Source organism: Burkholderia lata (assembly GCF_902499335.1).
GTDB lineage: Bacteria > Pseudomonadota > Gammaproteobacteria > Burkholderiales > Burkholderiaceae > Burkholderia > Burkholderia lata_B.
Window position 1 is genome coordinate 404,830 of the sequence record NZ_CABVQK010000002.1, and the last position, 17,947, is coordinate 422,776.

The following is a 17,947-nucleotide window of genomic DNA, read 5'->3' on the forward strand; positions in this document are numbered from 1 at the left end:
AAGAAAAGGGCGTCATTCGGCGGTGCCGGCACGCGTGCGCGGGCCGCTGCCGAATTGCGCGACGGCGACGAGCAGCACGATCACGGTCAGGAACAGCAGGCTCGTCCATGCGGCGCCGAAGCCGAGCCCGCCATAGGTGCGTGCCTGCGTGAGCAGGTCGCCGAGCGATGCGCCGAACGGGCGCGTCAGGATGTATGCGATCCAGAATGCCAGCACCGCGTTGGCGCCGAGCCGCCACGCCGCGAACACGGCCGCGATCAAACCGCCGAAGCACAGCGCGCCGAGCGTGAAGCCGAGCCCGAGCGCCTCGGTTGCGAGATCGCCCGCGGCGGTGCCCAGCGCGAACGTGCAGAGGATCGCGGCCCAGTAGAACAGCTCGCGCCGTGGCGTGACGATCGTGTCGATCGACAGCGTGCCTTCGACGCGATGCCATACGAAGAAGATCGCGGCGAGCCCGATGGCAAACGCGGCGGTACTCGCATAGAGGCTGACGTTCAGGCCGTCGGTGAGCAGGTCGGTGATCTGCGTGCCGACGATGCTGACCAGCACCACCGTGAGCCAGTAGATCCACGGCACGTAGCGGCGCGTGCGCAACTGCAGCCACAGCGCGATCGCGAGCAGCGACGCCATCGCGACACGCGTGACGGTCTGGCCGAGCCCCGCGTTGACCGCGAGAAAGTCCGCGCCGGTTTCGCCGACCGTGGTCGACATGATCTTGATGATCCAGAACGACAGCGCGACGTCGGGCACCTTGTTCAGCCAGTGCGGCGTGCGATGGACGGGCAGGGATTGCATGCGATGCCTCCTTGGCAATCGGGTGGTCGGCATGCAGTCTGAAACGGAAGACTTAGGCCAGCCATAGCGGGCCGGCAGCGGGTGAAAATGCCTCGCTTCGACATTTCGACGAAATGTGTCGTCGGAACGTCGAAATTATCGGTCGTTTCGCATCATTCTTCGTCTTGGAACTGATTTTGCGCGTCCTTAAACTGTGTTCATGGCTCAACGCCGTTCACAACACCAACCCATCATCAGGAGATAAGCGCATGAAAATCGCCATCGTCGGCGCAGGTCTGATCGGCCACACCATTGCTCACATGCTGCGTGAAACGGGCGACTACGAAGTCGTCGCGTTCGACCGCGATGCGGATGCGCTCGCGAAGCTGTCGCGCGAAGGCATCGCGACGCAACGGGTCGATTCGGCCGACGCGAACGCGATTCGCGAAGCCGTGAAGGGCTTCGATGCGCTCGTCAACGCGCTGCCTTACTACCTCGCGGTCAACGTCGCCGCCGCCGCGAAGGCTGCCGGCGTCCACTACTTCGACCTGACCGAAGACGTGCGCGCGACCCACGCGATCCGCGAACTGGCCGACGGCTCCGACCGTGCGTTCATGCCGCAGTGCGGCCTCGCACCGGGCTTCATCGGTCTCGCCGCCCATGAACTGGTGAACGGCTTCAGCGAAGTGCGCGACGTGAAGATGCGCGTCGGCGCGCTGCCCGAGTATCCGACCAACGCGCTGAAGTACAACCTGACGTGGAGCGTCGACGGCCTGATCAACGAGTACTGCCAGCCGTGCGAAGCGATCCGCGACGGCCGCAAGCAGTGGGTGCAGCCGCTCGAAGGCCTCGAGCACTTCTCGCTCGACGGTACCGAATACGAAGCGTTCAACACGTCGGGCGGCCTGGGCACGCTGTGCGAGACGCTGTCGGGCAAGGTCGAGACGCTCGACTACAAGTCGGTGCGCTATCCGGGCCACCGCGATCTCGTGCAGTTCCTGCTCGAAGACCTGCGCCTGTCGACCGACCGCGACACGCTGAAGTCGATCATGCGCCGCGCGGTGCCGTCGACGAAGCAGGACGTCGTGCTCGTGTTCATCACGGTGACGGGCGTGAAGGACGGCCAGCTGGTTCAGGATGTGTTCACGCGCAAGATCTTCGCGAAGGACGTGTGCGGGATGCACATGAGCGCGATCCAGATCACGACGGCCGGCGCGATGTGCGCGGTGCTGGATCTGTTCCGCGAAAAGAAGCTGCCGCAGAGCGGTTTCATCCCGCAGGAAAAGGTGTCGCTGAAGGCGTTCCTGTCGAACCGCTTCGGCAAGCTGTACGAAGGCGGCACGATGGAGCGCGTGCACGCGGTGGCCTGACCACCCGTCAGCCTCAGGCACGAGGGCCGTACGACGCCGGGAGCGCAACAGCGCTTCCGGCGTTGTTTTTTGCGGGGAACGAAAAAGAGCGGCCGGTCAGGCCGGCAGCGGCGGGACGATCGTGGCCGCTTGCGGAGGTGGCGCGATGCGGTACAGCAGCGCATCGACGTCGGCGTCGGATGGCGCGGTGTTGTCGAACATCACGATGCCGTCGCATTCGCGGCCGGTCGGCACGAAGCGGCGCTGCCGGTATTCGTCCCAGTGCGTGAGCTTGTACGCATCGTTCGGGTTGCCGCGCGCGACGATCCGCTGGTGCGCGACGTCTTCCGACGTATGGACCCAGACGACCGTCAGCGTGACGTCGGGCGCGATGCCGAGCCAGGCGCGGTCGAGAATGCGGCGATCGCGCACTTCGCGCGACAGCGGGCCGACTACGAGCGCACCGATGCCGAGCGCGAGATTTTCACGGGCCGTGTCGAGCAGCCCCTGGTATTCGGGATCGCGCAGGTGCTTCAGGTAGAGCGGGCTGTCGCGGTCGTTCGGATCCTCGGTGAGCGCGCCCATCGCGGCCGAGCTGTAGCGGCCGTACAGCGTGTCCTTGTCGAGCAGGCAGAAGGCCTCGCCGGTCGCGCGCATCAGCGGCCCGATGAGCCGCTTCGCGAGCGTGGTCTTGCCGGTGCCGGCGTGACCGCAGAAGAACACCAGGTGCGTCACGAAACCTTGCCTCCCGGCCGCGGGCTCGACGCGCCGTTGAGTTTGTCGCCGCGCGAGAACACTTCTGCCTCCAGCCACATCGCGTTGATGATGCCGAAGCCGAGTGCCACGCCGATGCCGAGTATCCACGAGAAATACCACATGGGTCTGTCTCCTTGACGGTTGGGCCGCACGGCCGTGCGGCGTGTGTACCGAAGTGTCCTGGTGCGCATGCTGCGGCGCACGCAGCCCGATCATGACCAATATCGCCGTGCCGCGCAAGCCGGGCCGCCCGCGCAGCAAACCGGTAAACTGATGCGCAAACCGCAACATCACGGACACCATGCTGATCAACTGTGCTGCATACCAGGACGGCCGCAAGCTGGCCGACATCGATATCGACGCCATCAGCGACTACGTGTCGAAGCCCGAGTGCTTCGTGTGGGTCGCGCTGAAGGATCCGACGCCCGAGGAACTCGACCTGATGGGCGAGGAGTTCGGGCTGCACGAACTGGCGCTCGAGGATGCCCGCAAGGGGCATCAGCGGCCGAAGATCGAGGAGTACGGCGATTCGCTGTTCGCGGTGCTGCATACGGTCGAGCTGGACCACGACGGTGAATTCAATGTCGGCGAGCTGAACGTGTTCGTCGGCCCGAACTACGTGCTGTCGATCCGCAACCATTCCGAGCAGGATTTTCGCGACGTGCGCAAGCGCTGCGAGCGCGAGCCGCATCTGCTCCAGGAAGGCTCGGCATTCGTGTTCTACGCACTGATGGACCAGGTCGTCGACCGCTATTTCCCGATCCTCGAAACGCTCGGCACCGAACTCGAGGAACTCGAGGACCGCATCTTCGCGAAAGCCACGCCCGCATCGTCGCGCGCGATCATCGAGGATCTCTATTCGCTGAAGCGCCGGCTCGTGATGCTGTACCAGCACACGGCACCACTGATCGAGCCGCTCGCGAAGCTCACCGGCGGGCGCATTCCGCAAGTCTGCAGCGGCATGGAACCGTACTTTCGCGACGTGTACGACCATCTGCAGCGGATCGTGAAGACGATCGAAGGGCGGCGCGAGATGGTGGTCACGGCGATCCAGGTCAACCTCGGGATGATCTCGCTGGCCGAGAGCGAAGTGACGAAGCGGCTCGGCTCGTTCGCCGCGCTGTTCGCGATACCGACGATGATCGCCGGCATCTACGGGATGAACTTCGCGAACATGCCCGAACTGCACCTGAAATACGGCTTCTACGGCTGCATCGCCGTGATGGTCGCCGCCGATTTCGGGTTGTGGTGGCGATTCAAGCGGGCAGGGTGGCTGTAGTCCCGCGTCGCGCCTAGCGCGGCGCGTGCTTGCCGATCACGACGCGCCACGGACGCACGCGCCACGATTTCACGAGGCCGTTCTGCACGTACGGGTCGGCGCGCGCGAATGACTCGGCCGCTTCCGGCGAATCCCCTTCGAACACGAGCACGGCCTGGTCGGCCGGGTCCGACAGCGCGCCGGCGAGCACGAGTTCGCCGCGCTCGGTCGCGGCCTGCGCAAGCGCGAGGTGCTGGGCGCGGAACGGTTCGCGACGGGCCAGGTAATCGTCGACGAGTTCGTAGATCAACTGGTAATGCATGGTGGCTCCGGAAAGAATCGCGGCGGCCGGGGTATCGGCGCGGCCGTCAGTCAGTCTGCTGCGGGCAGTATAGGGCAGGCGGACGGTAGCGGCACGACACGAAGGGCGGCGCGCGTGCGGCTATAAATGCAACTAACGGTCTAGGCGCCATCCGTCCTGAAATCCCGGCCGCGACGCGCCGTCGATGCAGCCGGGTCTACAGGGCAACGCCCGGCGGCCCGTCCCTACGCTTTGTATCCGATCGTGCGCAGCAGGTCCTTGCGCCAGCGGATGTCGTCGTCATTTTCGACGCCGAGCGGCCCAAAGCCGTCGACGACGCCGACGATTCCGCGTCCTTGCGCGGTTTCCGCGACGATCACGTCGGTCGGGTTCGCGGTCGCGCAATAGATCCGGCAGACCTCAGGCACGGCCTTGATCGCATTGAGGACGTTGACCGGATAGAACCCGTCGCCGAGGAACACGATGAACGCGTGCCCGGCGCCGATCGCGCTGGCGTTGCGGCATGCCATTTCGACGAGCGCCGCATCGGTGCCGGAGTGGCGCACCAGCCGCTTGCCCGACGCCTCGCAGAATGCGAGCCCGAAGCGGATGCCGGGCACGGTGCCGACCAGCGCCTCGTGGATGTCCTCGACGGATTTGATGAAATGCGACTGGCCGAGGATGAAGTTCACGGTCTCGGGCTTGTCGACGGCAACGGTTTGCAGTTGCAGCATGGCGGACCTCGTCTCGCGATGCGGCGCGTGCGCCGCAATGGGCCCTTCAAGCTTAATACGCGGCGGCCGGCGACGAAAGCCGCGAGGGCGGCCTATCCTTCGTTGTGTGTGGTGCGTGCACTGCACGAAGGCAACGGAGGCAGACATGGACGTGCGACAAGGCTTCGTCGACTGCGTGGGGCGCACGCCGCTGATTCGCTTGACGAAGCTCAGCGCCGAGACAGGCTGCGAGATCCTGGGCAAGGCGGAATTCATGAATCCGGGCGGGTCGGTGAAGGACCGCGCGGCACTCTACATCATCCGCGACGCCGAACGGCGCGGCGTGCTGAAGCCGGGCGGCACCGTCGTCGAGGGTACGGCGGGCAACACCGGCATCGGCCTGGCGCATATCTGCGCGGCGCGCGGCTATCGCTGCGTGATCGTGATTCCCGATACGCAATCGCCGGACAAGATGGCGATCCTGCGCACGCTCGGCGCCGAGGTGCGCCCGGTGCCGGCGGCGCCATACCGTGACCCGAACAACTATCAGAAGATTGCCGGGCGGCTCGCGGACGAACTCGACAACGCGGTGTGGGCCAATCAGTTCGACAACGTCGTCAATCGCCAGGCGCACTACGAGACGACCGGGCCCGAGATCTGGCGCGATACGGCGGGCACGATCGATGCGTTCGTCTGCGCAACCGGGACGGGCGGCACGCTGGCCGGCGTGAGCCGTTATCTGAAAGAGCAGAATCCGGACGTCCGGATCGTGCTGGCCGACCCGCACGGCAGCGGGCTCTATGGTTACGTGAAAACAGGCGACCTCGGCGCGGAAGGCAGCTCGATCACCGAAGGCATCGGATCGACGCGCGTCACCGTGAACCTCGCGGACACGCCGATCGACGACGCCGTGCGGATCGACGATCAGCAGTGCGTGACGATGGTCTACCGGCTGCTGCGCGAGGAAGGGCTGTACGTCGGCGGATCGAGCGGCATCAACGTCGCGGCGGCGGTCTGGCTGGCCCGCCGGATGGGGCCGGGGCACACGATCGTGACCTTGCTGTGCGACCGTGGCGACATCTATCGCGCGCGTCTTTTCAATCGGGAATGGCTGCGCGAAAAGGGACTGGATCCGGGGGACTGAACCCGGAAACTGCGCTCGTGTGACGCGCGGGTGAGGTGAGGATTTCCATCCGCCCGAATGCGACCTATGCTGAACGAATCCGGTGCGAACGCCGTTCGCCCGATCGTTCAGACGAGGTGTGCCATGCCTGTGTCAGCCACCCTGCAGGATTGCCTGCGTCAGAAGTCATCGCGGTACGAAGTGGTGTACCACCCCTATAGCCATACGAGCATGGAGACGGCCGCCGCCGCGCACATTCCCGGCGATCGTCTCGCGAAAACCGTGCTCCTCGAAGACGACGAAGGCTACGTCGCCGCCGTATTGCCGACGACGCACGCGGTGCGCCTGTCGGATCTCTGGGTGAAGACGGGGCGCCATCTCGTGCTTGCCCGGGAAGTGGAATTACGCGAACTGTTCAAGGATTGCGACATGGGCGCGTTGCCGCCGGTGTGCATGGCGTACGGAATGAAGACGTTTCTCGAGGAACGTCTCGCGCAGCAGCCGGAAGTCTATTTCGAAGCCGGCGACCACGAAGCGCTGATCCACATGATGCAGGATGAATTCCTGATGCTGATGGAGACGGCCGAGCGCGCGCATTTCTCGCACAAGATGCAGGGCATGCACTCCTGACGCGCGCGGTGCGCGGGCACTTGTCGGTGCGTGTGTGACAGGGCCGTGTGTCGGGGCCTCGGTAAAGTCGCAGAATAGTTAATTCGTTATCCGAAATTGTTTGTGTGGTTTCGTGAGGACCGGGTCATCACGAAATTCGAATCGCATGGCAGATTAACTTTTTGGATATCCGTCGTGCTTCAGGCGTTTTGAGGAAGCGGTGCCGGCTGGTTTGAGCCGGTCGATCGGCGTATCGGGCGACCGATTCGGACGCTGATGAGGGGAGGGGTGCATCTTGCTGGTCGCTTCCGGAGCGGCCCATTTTGGTGCGGCGCGGGAAATATGCCGATATTTATGTTGAAGCAGCTTAATATCCGGTTTTGCATATATCCATACAATTCAATTACCGTTTTTATAATAAATGTTTGATTTGTGCTTACCGGAATATTATTTGAATAAACCCTCCAAACTTTGTATTCGGGCATCAAATAAAGTTTGACGTCGAAATTTTTTCCTTGCTATCTTCTGCACCCAAGTGAACGGCGCCAATGACATCACCGTGTAACGAACGGCGGATCGTCATGCGAAATGTAAGGTGCCGCCCGCTCAGCTGACAATTGCCTGAACGTGCAGGCGCGTGGTTTCCGGTGCATGACCGGACCGCGCCGGCCGGAACGATTCCTTGAAAAAGAATGAATTGGCATTCGAATGTAATTCTTTCAATTCGGATTGCTAATTGAATTTGAAATGAAATGTTCGGGTTGATGCGGTGGCGATGCCGACCTGGCTTCGCCGCCGGCAGCAATCCGATACTGGGCGAATCGCTTGGGGGATGGATGGTGGGCATGAAAGTCGAAGAACGTCTGGCTACGTCGAACAGCGGACTGGCTACGCTGGGCCGTCCGCGAGAGTTCGGCAAGAAGCAACAGAATCCGGTACGCCGGTTCGGCGGCATCGGAATCGTCCTGGTGCTGCATGCAGTGCTGATCTACGCGCTGCTCAACGGCCTTGCGACGAAAGTCGTGCAGGTGATCCAGCACCCGATCGAAACCCGCATCATCGAGCCGGTCAAGCCGCCGCCGCCACCGCCGATGCCCGTGGTGAAACTCCCGCCGCCGAAATTCGCGCCGCCCCCGCCGCCGTTCGTCCCGCCGCCGGAAGTGCCGGTGCAGGCGCCGCCGCAGGCGACGATCACGCACCAGTCGGCTCCGGTGCCCTCCGCGCCAGCCGTGCAGGCGCCGGTCGTGGCGCCCCCGGCGCCGGCCAAGCCCGTCAGCCATGACGTGGGAGTGGTCTGCCCGAATTCGGACACGCTTCGCGCGTCGATCCAGTATCCGAAGGAAGCGCAGGAAAACAACATCACGGGCGACGTGACGATCGAATTCGTCGTGGATGCGGAAGGGAACATCACGAACGAGCGCGTGGCGCAGTCGGCGGATCCGATTCTCGATCGCGCTGCCTTCAACACCGTGAAGCGATTCAAGTGCGTCGCGCAGGGCCAGTCGGTGCGGGTCCAGGTACCGTTCTCGTTCAATCTGAATTGATGCAGTGGGCGGCCCGGCGCGAGCCGGGCCGGGGAAAACCATCTCGAACTGATGTACTAAGTTCACCGAAATAACTGGAGTGGGGTATGACGAAGCGTTCACTGGCCGCGCTGGCGGCAAGCATCCTGATGTCCGTCGCCGCAATCGACGGGTTCGTTGCGCCGCAGCTCGCCCACGCGCAGGCAAGCGGCGCGGCCGGCACATCGGCGCAAGCCGCGGCACCGTCGGCTGCACCGGCCCCGGCCGCCGCCGAGCCGGCTCCGCCGCCCGCGCCGGCCACGACGGAAGCGGTCGAGAATCCATACGGGCTCGGCGCGCTCTGGAAGAACGGCGATTTCGTTGCCCGTTTCGTGCTGATCCTGCTGGTGATCATGTCGATGGGAAGCTGGTACATCATGATCACGAAGTTCCTGGAACAGTTGCGCGCCAATCGCCGCGCGAAGCTGGCGGACGCGCAGCTCTGGACCGCGCCGTCGCTGGCCGAGGGCGCCAGGCTGCTCGACGAGGCGTCGCCGTTCCGGTTCATCGCCGAAACGGCAATCGAGGCCGGCGAGCATCATGAAGATGCGCTGCTGGAGGCGGTGGACCGCAACACGTGGATCGACGTGTCGGTCGAGCGCTCGATCACGAACGTGTCGAACCGGATGCAGGACGGGCTCGCATTCCTGGCCACGGTGGGTTCCACCGCGCCGTTCGTCGGGCTGTTCGGCACGGTCTGGGGGATTTATCACGCGCTGACGGCCATCGGCATCGCCGGCCAGGCGTCGATCGACAAGGTCGCGGGCCCGGTGGGCGAGGCGCTCATCATGACCGCGATCGGCCTCGCCGTCGCCGTGCCGGCGGTGCTCGGCTACAACTTCCTGGTCCGGCGCAACAAGTCGGTGATGGAGCGGGTCCGCAACTTCGGCGCGCAACTGCACACGGTGCTGCTGGCCGGCAATCGGCGCCCGGTGCGTGCGTCGTCGGCGGCGCCGGCAGCCGCATCGCTCGCGAACTGATCGGTTGACGGAGACGCGCAATGGCCATGAACGTCGGGCAGGACGATAGCGACGAGGTGATCGCCAACATCAACACGACGCCGCTCGTCGACGTGATGCTGGTGTTGCTGATCATCTTCCTGATCACGATTCCGGTCGTGACGCACACGATCCAGCTGCAGTTGCCGAAGGAGACGGTGCAGCCGCTGCAGACGACGCCGAAGAGCATCGAGATCGCGGTGAACCGCGACGGCGATTTCTTCTGGGGCGAGCAACTGGTGGATGCACAGACGCTGCTCGCGAAGCTGAAGGGCGTGTCGCAGCAGCAGCCGCAGCCGAGCGTCCACGTGCGGGGCGATCAGAACACGCGTTACGAGTTCATCGGCCGGGTGGTCACGATGTGCGAGCGCGCGGGGATCGCGAAGCTGTCGTTCATTACGGAGCCGCCGGCGCGCGGTGGATAGTCGCGCGCGGGAATCGTGGTGGAACAGGGGGCCAGCGTGAGTGCGTAAGCGCCAACGTTGGGCGACCGCGAAGCATGGGATCTGCGTAAGTGCTGAAGCGCTAACGTGGATCGACCGCGAAGCATGGGATCCACGTAAGTGATGAAGCGCAAACGTGGATCGACCGCGAAGCATGGGACCCACGTAAGCGCTGAAGCGCTAACGTGGATCGACCGCGAAGCATGGGACCCACGTAAGCGCTAAAGCGCTAACGTGGATCGACAGGAGTCGACGATGGGAATGAATGTGCCTTCGGGCGGGAGCAACGCCGAACCGGAAGTGATGGTCGATATCAACACCACGCCGCTGATCGACGTGATGCTGGTGTTGCTGATCATGCTGATCATCACGATCCCGATTCAGATGCATTCGGTGAAGATGGACCTGCCGGTGGGTAATCCGCCGCCACCAGCCACGCCGCCGGAAGTCGTGCAGATCGACATCGACTTCGACGGCACGACGACGTGGAACGGTGCACCGGTGCCGGACCGCACGGCACTCGAGGCGAAACTGACCCAGGTGGCGGCGGAACCCGTGCAGGCGGAGATCCATCTGCGCCCCAACAAGCTCGTGCCGTACAAGGACGTGGCCGCCGTGCTCGCATCCGCGCAACGGGTGGGCGCGACCAAGATCGGCCTGATCGGCAACGAACAGTTCATGCAATGACGACACGGACGAGCCGATGAACCAGCGACGATGGAAACGGATGATGGCGGTAACGGCACTCGGCGCGGCAGGCCTGCTCGGACGCCCGGCGTTGCCGGCGGACGCGCTGCGGCCGGACGTGGCGAAACCGCTGGCGGCCGCACAGGAGCTGTACCGGGCGCACAAGTATCGCGATGCGCTGGGCAAGATCGCCCAGGCGGCCGCCGTGCCGAACCGGACGCCGTACGAAACCACCGTGGTGGAAGAGATGCGCGGCGCGGCAGCGATGGCGGCCGGCGACTCGGGCACGGCCGCGCAAGCCTACGAAAGCGTGCTGAACTCGGGGCGGCTGTCGGGCGACGACGAGCAGCGGACGACGGCGGCGCTGGCCGGCATCTACTTCCAGCAGAAGAACTACCCGCTGGCGATCCGGGTCGCGCAGCGCTACCTGAAGGCCGGTGGATCGGATCCGGAAATGCGCACGCTGCTCACGCAGTCGTACTACCTGTCAAACGATTGCGCACCGCTCGTGAGCCAGTTGAAAGCGAGCACCGACGCGCAGGCGAATGGCGGACACGCACCGGATGAAGGGCAGTTGCAGATGCTTGCGACCTGTGCGCAGAAAGTGAAGGACGGCAACGCGTATCGCGGGGCGCTCGGGCTGCTGGTGGCCTACCACCCGAGCCCCGCGTACTGGGACGAAATGGTCACGGCCATTCGCGGCAATCCCGGGTATCTGCCGTCGCTCGACCTCGACCTCTACCGGTTGCGCCGCGCGACGGGCTCGCTCGCGACCGCCAACGCGTACATGGAGATGACGCAGCTCGCGCTGGTTGCAGGGTCGCCCGCCGAAGGCAAGCAGGTGATCGACCAGGGGTTCGCGTCCGGGGTACTTGGCAAGGACGCGCAGGTCGACCGCGAGAAGCGGTTGCAGGCACTTGCGGCGAAGCGCGCGCAATCGGGCGCGGACGCCACGACGCCGGCGGCGCCGATCGATGCAGGCATGAACCTCGTCTTCGAGGGCCATGCGCAGCAGGGGCTGCCGATGATGGAACAAGCGATCGCGAAGGGCGGTCTCGAGCACCCCGATGCGGCGCGACTGCGGCTCGGCGAGGCGTATTACGTGGCCGGACAGAAGGCGCGTGCGGTCCAGGTGCTGCGTACGGTCAAGGGGGCCGACGGTTCCGGTGACCTGGCCCGCCTCTGGACCGTGGTGGCATCCCGGTAACGCAACGGAAGAGTACGACCGCGCACAACGCAAGCGCGATCGGCAAGCGGTGTGCCGCCGCGATGGCATCAATGCACGACGAGCAGGTCAGCCGATGGAAAGGGGCAACCTTGTTAATTAGTAAACCGAATGAAATGTGCGAATGCCGTGCCGCGCCGCGCGTGGTTTGCGCGCCGCGACAGCGTGCAGCGGGGTATCGCGCCGGGCCGGTCGCGTCACGGCATCGGTCGAGGCTTGACGACATCAAACCGATTTCGACTGCGAGGGTCCGTCTTTCCATGGTTTTGCCCCCTGATGAGTCGGTGCTCGTCGCCGTGTCGCTAGGCAACAAGATCCGGGCGCTGCGCCAGCGCCTGAAACTCACGCTCGACGAAACGTCGACGATCGCCGGCATTTCGAAGCCGTTCCTGTCGCAGGTCGAACGCGGGCGGGCGACACCGTCGATCACGTCGCTGGTCCGGATCGCGAAGGCGCTGGGCGTGACGATGCAGTACTTCATCGACACGCCGACGGAAGCGCGCTCGGTATGCCGCGGCAACGCGCTGCAGTATTTCCAGTTCACGAACTCGGCCAGCCGGTTAGCCAGGCTGACGAATCTGGCGGACGGCCGCAAGCTCGACGCGATTCTGGTCCGGATGCCGGTAGGGCAGTCGCCGTCCGAGATGACGACGCATGCGGGCGAGGAGTTCGTCTACGTGTTGCGAGGGCAGGTGGCGCTGACGCTCGAGGATTGCACGTTCACGCTGAGCGAAGGCGATACAGCACATTACGAATCGACGATGCCGCATGCGTGGCGCAACACGGCCGACGAAGAGGCGGTGATCGTCTGGGTCGGCACGCCCAGGCTGTTCTAGCGAAGGCGGCCGGCAGGAAAGAGAAGTACCAGATCGGCAGCGGATGGTGCGCAGTACGGCGCGCGCACGGGCTCGCCTTGTGCAGGACCGGCCGCCCGCCGAATCGGGAGGAATCAGGCAGTGCGCTCAATGTAGGTGTTTAGCATGACGAACAAAAATAGAAAACGACGGTGATGCTGGATGGTGCTGGCGGCCTGATGCCGATCCGTTCGAGTCGTGGCAGTCGAAAGCGTGGCAATCGCGGGTTCCGGTACACGGGCACCCAGGACGCGCAAGGAATTCACAAGGTTCCGGCGCGCAGCAGGTGGGGTCTTACTACGAGCGAGAGGGAACAAGATGAAGCAGAGAGTTTTGGCGTTGGCCATCAAGAGGATAGTCTGGGCGGAACTGGCGTTGACGGCCGCATTGGTGCCGCCGGCGTTTGCCCAGAGCCAGCCGGCGCCGGGCGCCGTCGCGATCGCGGATGCGGTCGCGAGCGGCGCTCCCGTGACCGTTGCACAGGCGAGCGGCACGCCGGGCGCAGCCGCTGCCACGGGCACCGCAGCGCCCGCGGTACCCGATGCGTCGGCCGGCGCGGCAGCCGAGGCGACGCCTGCCGCACCCGGCGCGAACGGGCAGGGCAAGGTCGCGCAGATCAAGCGGTTCGAAGTGACGGGTTCGCTGATCCGGCAGGCTGACAAGACCGGTTTCCAGCAGGTGCAGACGATCACACCCAAGGAAATCCAGGCCAGCGGCGCGGTGACCGTTACCGACTTCCTGCGCGACGCGGCGGCCAACTCGGCGAACAGCTGGGGCGAAGGGCAATCGGGCAACTTCGCGGCGGGCGCGGCCGGCATCGCGCTGCGTGGCCTGTCCGAGAAGTACACGCTCGTGCTGGTCGACGGCCAGCGCGTCGCGCCGTATGCCTTCTTTTCGAACAGCGTCGACTCGTTCTTCGACCTCAACACGATCCCGCTCAACGATATCGAGCGGATCGAAATCGTGAAGACGGGCGCCGTGTCGCAGTACGGTTCGGACGCGATCGGCGGTGTCGTCAACATCATCACGAAACACAATTTCCGCGGCCTGCAGCTCGACGGCAGCCTCGGCAGCGCGATCAACGCGGGTAACGGCGACGGCACGATGAAGTTCGGCGTGCTGGGCGGCTTTGGTGACCTGAACGCCGACCGCTTCAACGTGACGGCCGCGCTCAGCTACTACAAGTCGAACGGCTTCACGCTTGCCGACCGCGATTCGACGCGCAACCAGGACTTCACGGGCAAGCCGGGCGGCTTCTCGCTGCTCGCGCCGTCGTACTGGAACATGCCCGGCGGCGTCGCACAGGCGTTGAGCGGGGGCTGTCCGTTCGGCGGCTCGGTCCATCAGGCCGCGACGAATTCGTTGTCGGCCGGGTCGCCGGGCACGGTCTGCGGGTACAACACGGCCGAAAGCACGTCGATCCTGCCGATGACCGAGCGCCTGAACGCGAAGCTCCATGCGGACTTCAAGATCGACGACAAGACGACCGCGTTCGCGGATTTCCTCGAGAGCTACAACACGACCACGACCAACGACGGCCTGTGGAACAACGTGATCGGCAATTCACAGAACCCGGCGCTCGTCTGGAATCCACAGACGAAGCTGCTGTCGCCGTTCAACTACACGGTCCCGGTCAGCAACCCGTACAACACGACGGGCGCGGCCACGCCGCTCACCTACGCGTTTCCGAACACGGTCGCACAAAAGACCTGGGCCAACTACTGGCGTGCGGCCGCCGGCATCAAGGGGTCGTTTACGCTGCCGTACGGTGACTGGGACTGGGCGACGTCGGTGAGTCACTCGCAGAGCACGGTGTCGAACGTGTTCACGAACCAGCTGAACGTCAATGCGCTGAACAACATCTACCAGAACGGCACGCTGAATTTCGCGAACCCGGCGGCGACGCCGAACGCGTTCAACGGGCTCTATCAGGAGGCGAACAACCTCGGCATCTCGAAGCTCGACACGATCGACGCGACGCTGTCGACGCCGAACCTGTTCCATCTGCCGGCGGGCGACGTCGGTATCGGCTTCGGCGCGCAGTTCACGCACCAGAGCGAAACGCTGACGCCGGGCTCCGAATACCTGAGCGGAGCCGTCATCACGCCGGACCTCGAGACGGTGGATGGCCAGCGCAACGTCGCGGCCGTCTATTACCAGATCAACGTGCCGATCCTCGAGAACCTGACGTTCAGCCAGGCAGGACGCTACGATCACTACACGGACGTGGGCGGCGCCTTCTCGCCGCGCTTCGCGTTGCGCTACCAGCCGATCAAGGCGCTCACGCTGTATACGTCGTACAACCGCGGCTTCCGCGCGCCGACCTTCGTCGAGGACAGCAAGTCGCAGACGCTCGGCATCCAGGTCGACCCGGCCACCGGCCAGAACTATACGTCGATCACCGTCGGCAACCCGAACCTCGCGCCGGAACGCACGCGCAACTTCAACATCGGCTTCCAGGTGTCGCCGAGCCGCTACACGGATCTCGGCTTCGACTGGTACAAGATCCGCATCGACAACGTGATCGGCCAGGGCGCGCCGTCGCAGGTCGTCACCGACCCGACGACGGGCCAGCTGCTGTACAAGGTGATCCCGTACCAGAACCTCGGCTACCTCGACACGAACGGCTTCGAAGGCACGTTCCGCCAGGGCCTGCCGCTCAAGGGCTGGGGCACGGTCACGCTGTCGGGCGACTGGGCGTACATCAACAGCTACAAGATCGGTTTCCCGGGCGGTACGCCGGTCAACGGCGCGGGCAACAACTTCACGATCACCCAGCCGTTCGGCGGCAGCTTCCCGCGCTGGCGCGGCAACACGACGCTGGACTGGAACTACCGGAAGTTCGATGCGGCGCTCACGTGGCAGTTCACGGGCCCGTACGCGCAGAACCTGCTGCCGGCGCCCGCGCCGTCGAAGGTCGGTTCGTACAGCCAGTTCAACCTGATGATGACGTACACGGGCTTCAAGAACTGGACGATCTACGGCGGCATCAACAACCTCTTCAACCGCACGCCGCCGTACGACCCGATCTTCGCGAACGGCACGCTGGACCAGAGCGGGTACGACACGTCGGTGTATTCGTACATCGGCCGGTTCGCGCAGATCGGCGCGACGTACAAGTTCTGATGGCGATCGCGATGCACTGACGGGCTTAGACCGGCCGCTCCACGTCCACTACCCCCTTTTCGGGGCGGCCTTTTTTCGCCTGGCGCCACGACCGCCCGCAACCGGGGCGCGCGGCGGTGCAGCTCATCCGATCGTGACCAGCACGTTTCATCCGTAGGACGCGGCCATATGCGGCGTCCGGCACAGGCATCGACTGCGCGCAGGCTTCGCGCCCGCACGCTTCCGGACAGACTGACCATGAGACTGTTGAATGGGCGACGGGCACGCGTGCCGCGCCACTCGCACCTGAAGCGCATGCATGCGCGGATGCGCACCGCCACGCGTGGCGCGTTGCTCGCGTGCGCCGTGTGGCTCGTGTCGGGCGGCGTCATGCCGCAGGCCGCGCTCGCCGTGCCGGCGATCTCGCAATACGACCATCCGAAGTATCCGCCGGGCTTCACGCATTTCGACTACGCGAATGCCGATGCGCCGGACAGCGGCACGCTCCAGTTCGAAAACTACGACGAAGCGCAGAGCTACGACTCGCTGAACCCGTTCCTCGTGCGCGGCGCGCCCGCACCGGACATCAAGAACCTGATGTTCGACACGCTGATGCAGCGCAGCTGGGACGAGCTCGCATCCGAATACGCGCTGATTGCCGACGACGTCGAAGTCGCGCCCGACGGGCTGTCGGCGACGTTCCACGTCAACCCGGCCGCACGCTTCTCGAACGGCGACCCGATCACCGCGGCCGATGTCAAATATTCGTTCGACACGTTGACGAGCCCGCAGGCGTCGCCGCTGTACAACGCGCAGTTCGCGATCATCAAGCGCGCGGTGGCGGTAGATGGCCACACGGTGCGCTTCGAGTTCAAGCACGCGGAGCGCGACGCCGCGCTGATCGCGGGCGACCTGCCGGTGTTCTCGCCGAAATGGGGGCAGCGCGCGGACGGCACGCGACCGCCGTTCGACCAGATCGCGAACGTGCCGCCGATCGCGAGCGGCCCGTACCTGATCGACCAGCGCAGGAACGACAAGCAGATCAGCTACGCGCGCAACCCGCACTACTGGGCGGCGAACGTGCCGTCGCGACGCGGCATGTTCCGCTTCGCGCACGTGTCGTTCAAGCTGTACCTGGACCAGTACACGGCGCTCGAAGCGTTCAAGGCCGGCGACATCGACGCGCGGATGGAATACAGCGCGACGCAATGGGCGCGCAAGTATGTCGGCAAGAACTTCCGTAACGGCATGCTCAAGCGCGGCGAGTTTCCCGACGGCCCCGCGCAGATGCAGGGCTTCCTGATGAACATGCGCAAGCCGATGTTCCAGGACGTGCGGGTGCGGCATGCGCTCGCGCTGGCGTTCGATTTCGACTGGATGAGCCGGATGATGTTCTACGGCCAATACCGCCGTACCAACAGTTTCTGGGAGGCGAGCCCGTTCGCGGCATCCGGCATGCCGAGCGAGAAGGAACTCGCGCTGCTTGAACCGTTCCGCTCGACACTGCCGCCCGAGGTGTTCGGCCCGATGGTCCGGCAGCCGTCGACGCTGCCGCCCGACTCGCTGCGCGCGAACCTGAAGGAGGCGCGTGACCTGCTCGCGCAGGCCGGCTGGCATTACCGGGACGGCGCGCTGCGCGACGCGAACGGCACGCCGATGACGATCGAGATCATCGACGACCAGCCCGGCATGGACCGCCTGATCCTGCCGTACACGCAGGCGCTCGCGATGCTGGGCATCCACGCATACCTGCGCGAGATCGACAGTGCGGTCTACCTGAAGCGCCTCGACAATTTCGAGTACGACATGACGACGTACATCTACCTGCCCGTGACGATCCCGGGGGCGGAGCTGACGCGCCGCTTCGGCAGCGCGGCCGCGTCGCAGCCGGGCTCCGAGAACTATCCGGGCGTGAAGTCGAAGGCCGTCGATGCGCTGATCCGCGCGGCGCTCGCGGCCGACACGCTCGACGATCTCGAGACGGCCACGCACGCGCTCGACCGCGTGCTGATCAACCTGTACGCGCTGATCCCGCAGTACTACCTGCCGAATGCACGGATCGCGTACAAGGCGACGCTCGGCCACCCGGCGATCGTGCCGGATTCCTATCTGTACGAGGACTGGATCATCGACTACTGGTATGTGAAGCAGCCGGCGGCGAAACCCGCGCCGGCCGCCTGACGGAGGACC

17 protein-coding genes are annotated in these 17,947 nt (G+C 64.8%); 12 read left to right on the top strand and 5 right to left on the bottom strand.

Features of this window, described 5'->3' with window-relative positions:
- Positions 1 to 12: 12 nt before the first annotated feature.
- On the bottom strand, positions 13 to 795 hold the full coding sequence (locus tag BCO18175_RS06110; RefSeq protein WP_174974599.1) for a COG4705 family protein: 783 nt from the start codon (positions 793 to 795) through the stop codon (positions 13 to 15).
- Between the two features lie 248 nt (positions 796 to 1,043).
- On the opposite strand from BCO18175_RS06110, the gene BCO18175_RS06115 reads away from it, so the two are divergent.
- Positions 1,044 to 2,144, top strand: a complete 1,101-nt coding sequence (locus BCO18175_RS06115; protein WP_085039114.1) for a saccharopine dehydrogenase family protein — start codon at positions 1,044 to 1,046, stop codon at positions 2,142 to 2,144.
- Positions 2,145 to 2,240: 96 nt separating this feature from the next.
- On the opposite strand, the gene BCO18175_RS06120 is transcribed toward BCO18175_RS06115, so the two are convergent.
- Positions 2,241 to 2,858: an AAA family ATPase gene (locus BCO18175_RS06120; protein ID WP_174916892.1), complete on the bottom strand. Its 618-nt coding sequence runs from the start codon at positions 2,856 to 2,858 to the stop codon at positions 2,241 to 2,243.
- Positions 2,855 to 3,001, bottom strand: a complete 147-nt coding sequence (gene cydX, locus BCO18175_RS06125; RefSeq protein WP_174974615.1) for a cytochrome bd-I oxidase subunit CydX — start codon at positions 2,999 to 3,001, stop codon at positions 2,855 to 2,857. The genes BCO18175_RS06120 and cydX overlap by 4 nt, the downstream gene beginning before the upstream one ends.
- A 179-nt stretch (positions 3,002 to 3,180) precedes the next feature.
- On the opposite strand from cydX, the gene corA reads away from it, so the two are divergent.
- Positions 3,181 to 4,158: a magnesium/cobalt transporter CorA gene (gene corA / locus BCO18175_RS06130; protein ID WP_174979896.1), complete on the top strand. Its 978-nt coding sequence runs from the start codon at positions 3,181 to 3,183 to the stop codon at positions 4,156 to 4,158.
- Between the two features lie 13 nt (positions 4,159 to 4,171).
- Here the strand turns inward: corA and BCO18175_RS06135 are convergent, their stop codons facing one another.
- Together BCO18175_RS06135 and BCO18175_RS06140 are read right to left on the bottom strand one after the other, a co-directional pair.
- Positions 4,172 to 4,459: a YciI-like protein gene (locus BCO18175_RS06135; protein ID WP_174916889.1), complete on the bottom strand. Its 288-nt coding sequence runs from the start codon at positions 4,457 to 4,459 to the stop codon at positions 4,172 to 4,174.
- A 224-nt stretch (positions 4,460 to 4,683) separates the two neighbouring features.
- Positions 4,684 to 5,172 (bottom strand): adenosine-specific kinase, encoded by a 489-nt coding sequence (locus tag BCO18175_RS06140; RefSeq protein WP_174979897.1) that lies wholly within the window; start codon positions 5,170 to 5,172, stop codon positions 4,684 to 4,686.
- Positions 5,173 to 5,317: 145 nt separating this feature from the next.
- On the opposite strand from BCO18175_RS06140, the gene BCO18175_RS06145 reads away from it, so the two are divergent.
- The 10 genes from BCO18175_RS06145 to BCO18175_RS06190 all read left to right on the top strand — a co-directional run bounded on the left by BCO18175_RS06145 (position 5,318) and on the right by BCO18175_RS06190 (position 17,938).
- Positions 5,318 to 6,295, top strand: coding sequence for a cysteine synthase A (locus BCO18175_RS06145; RefSeq protein WP_174974605.1), 978 nt, complete (start codon positions 5,318 to 5,320; stop codon positions 6,293 to 6,295).
- A gap of 123 nt (positions 6,296 to 6,418) precedes the next feature.
- Positions 6,419 to 6,904 carry an aminoacyl-tRNA deacylase gene (locus BCO18175_RS06150; RefSeq protein WP_031401741.1) on the top strand — a complete coding sequence of 162 codons (486 nt, stop codon included), beginning with the start codon at positions 6,419 to 6,421 and terminating at the stop codon, positions 6,902 to 6,904.
- A gap of 824 nt (positions 6,905 to 7,728) precedes the next feature.
- Positions 7,729 to 8,427, top strand: coding sequence for an energy transducer TonB (locus BCO18175_RS06155; RefSeq protein WP_089425491.1), 699 nt, complete (start codon positions 7,729 to 7,731; stop codon positions 8,425 to 8,427).
- An 86-nt stretch (positions 8,428 to 8,513) separates the two neighbouring features.
- Positions 8,514 to 9,425 carry a MotA/TolQ/ExbB proton channel family protein gene (locus tag BCO18175_RS06160; protein ID WP_174979898.1) on the top strand — a complete coding sequence of 304 codons (912 nt, stop codon included), beginning with the start codon at positions 8,514 to 8,516 and terminating at the stop codon, positions 9,423 to 9,425.
- Between the two features lie 20 nt (positions 9,426 to 9,445).
- A complete protein-coding gene (locus tag BCO18175_RS06165; protein WP_011352158.1) occupies positions 9,446 to 9,868 on the top strand; it encodes an ExbD/TolR family protein in 423 nt (140 codons plus the stop codon).
- Between the two features lie 273 nt (positions 9,869 to 10,141).
- Positions 10,142 to 10,573 (top strand): ExbD/TolR family protein, encoded by a 432-nt coding sequence (locus tag BCO18175_RS06170; protein WP_174979899.1) that lies wholly within the window; start codon positions 10,142 to 10,144, stop codon positions 10,571 to 10,573.
- Between the two features lie 16 nt (positions 10,574 to 10,589).
- On the top strand, positions 10,590 to 11,780 hold the full coding sequence (locus tag BCO18175_RS06175) for a tetratricopeptide repeat protein (protein WP_174979900.1): 1,191 nt from the start codon (positions 10,590 to 10,592) through the stop codon (positions 11,778 to 11,780).
- Positions 11,781 to 12,058: 278 nt separating this feature from the next.
- Positions 12,059 to 12,634 (top strand): helix-turn-helix domain-containing protein, encoded by a 576-nt coding sequence (locus BCO18175_RS06180; RefSeq protein ID WP_174979901.1) that lies wholly within the window; start codon positions 12,059 to 12,061, stop codon positions 12,632 to 12,634.
- Between the two features lie 336 nt (positions 12,635 to 12,970).
- Positions 12,971 to 15,778 (top strand): TonB-dependent receptor, encoded by a 2,808-nt coding sequence (locus BCO18175_RS06185; RefSeq protein WP_174979902.1) that lies wholly within the window; start codon positions 12,971 to 12,973, stop codon positions 15,776 to 15,778.
- A gap of 294 nt (positions 15,779 to 16,072) precedes the next feature.
- Complete coding sequence (locus BCO18175_RS06190) at positions 16,073 to 17,938, top strand: extracellular solute-binding protein (protein WP_174980108.1); 1,866 nt, start codon at positions 16,073 to 16,075, stop codon at positions 17,936 to 17,938.
- Positions 17,939 to 17,947: the final 9 nt, after the last annotated feature.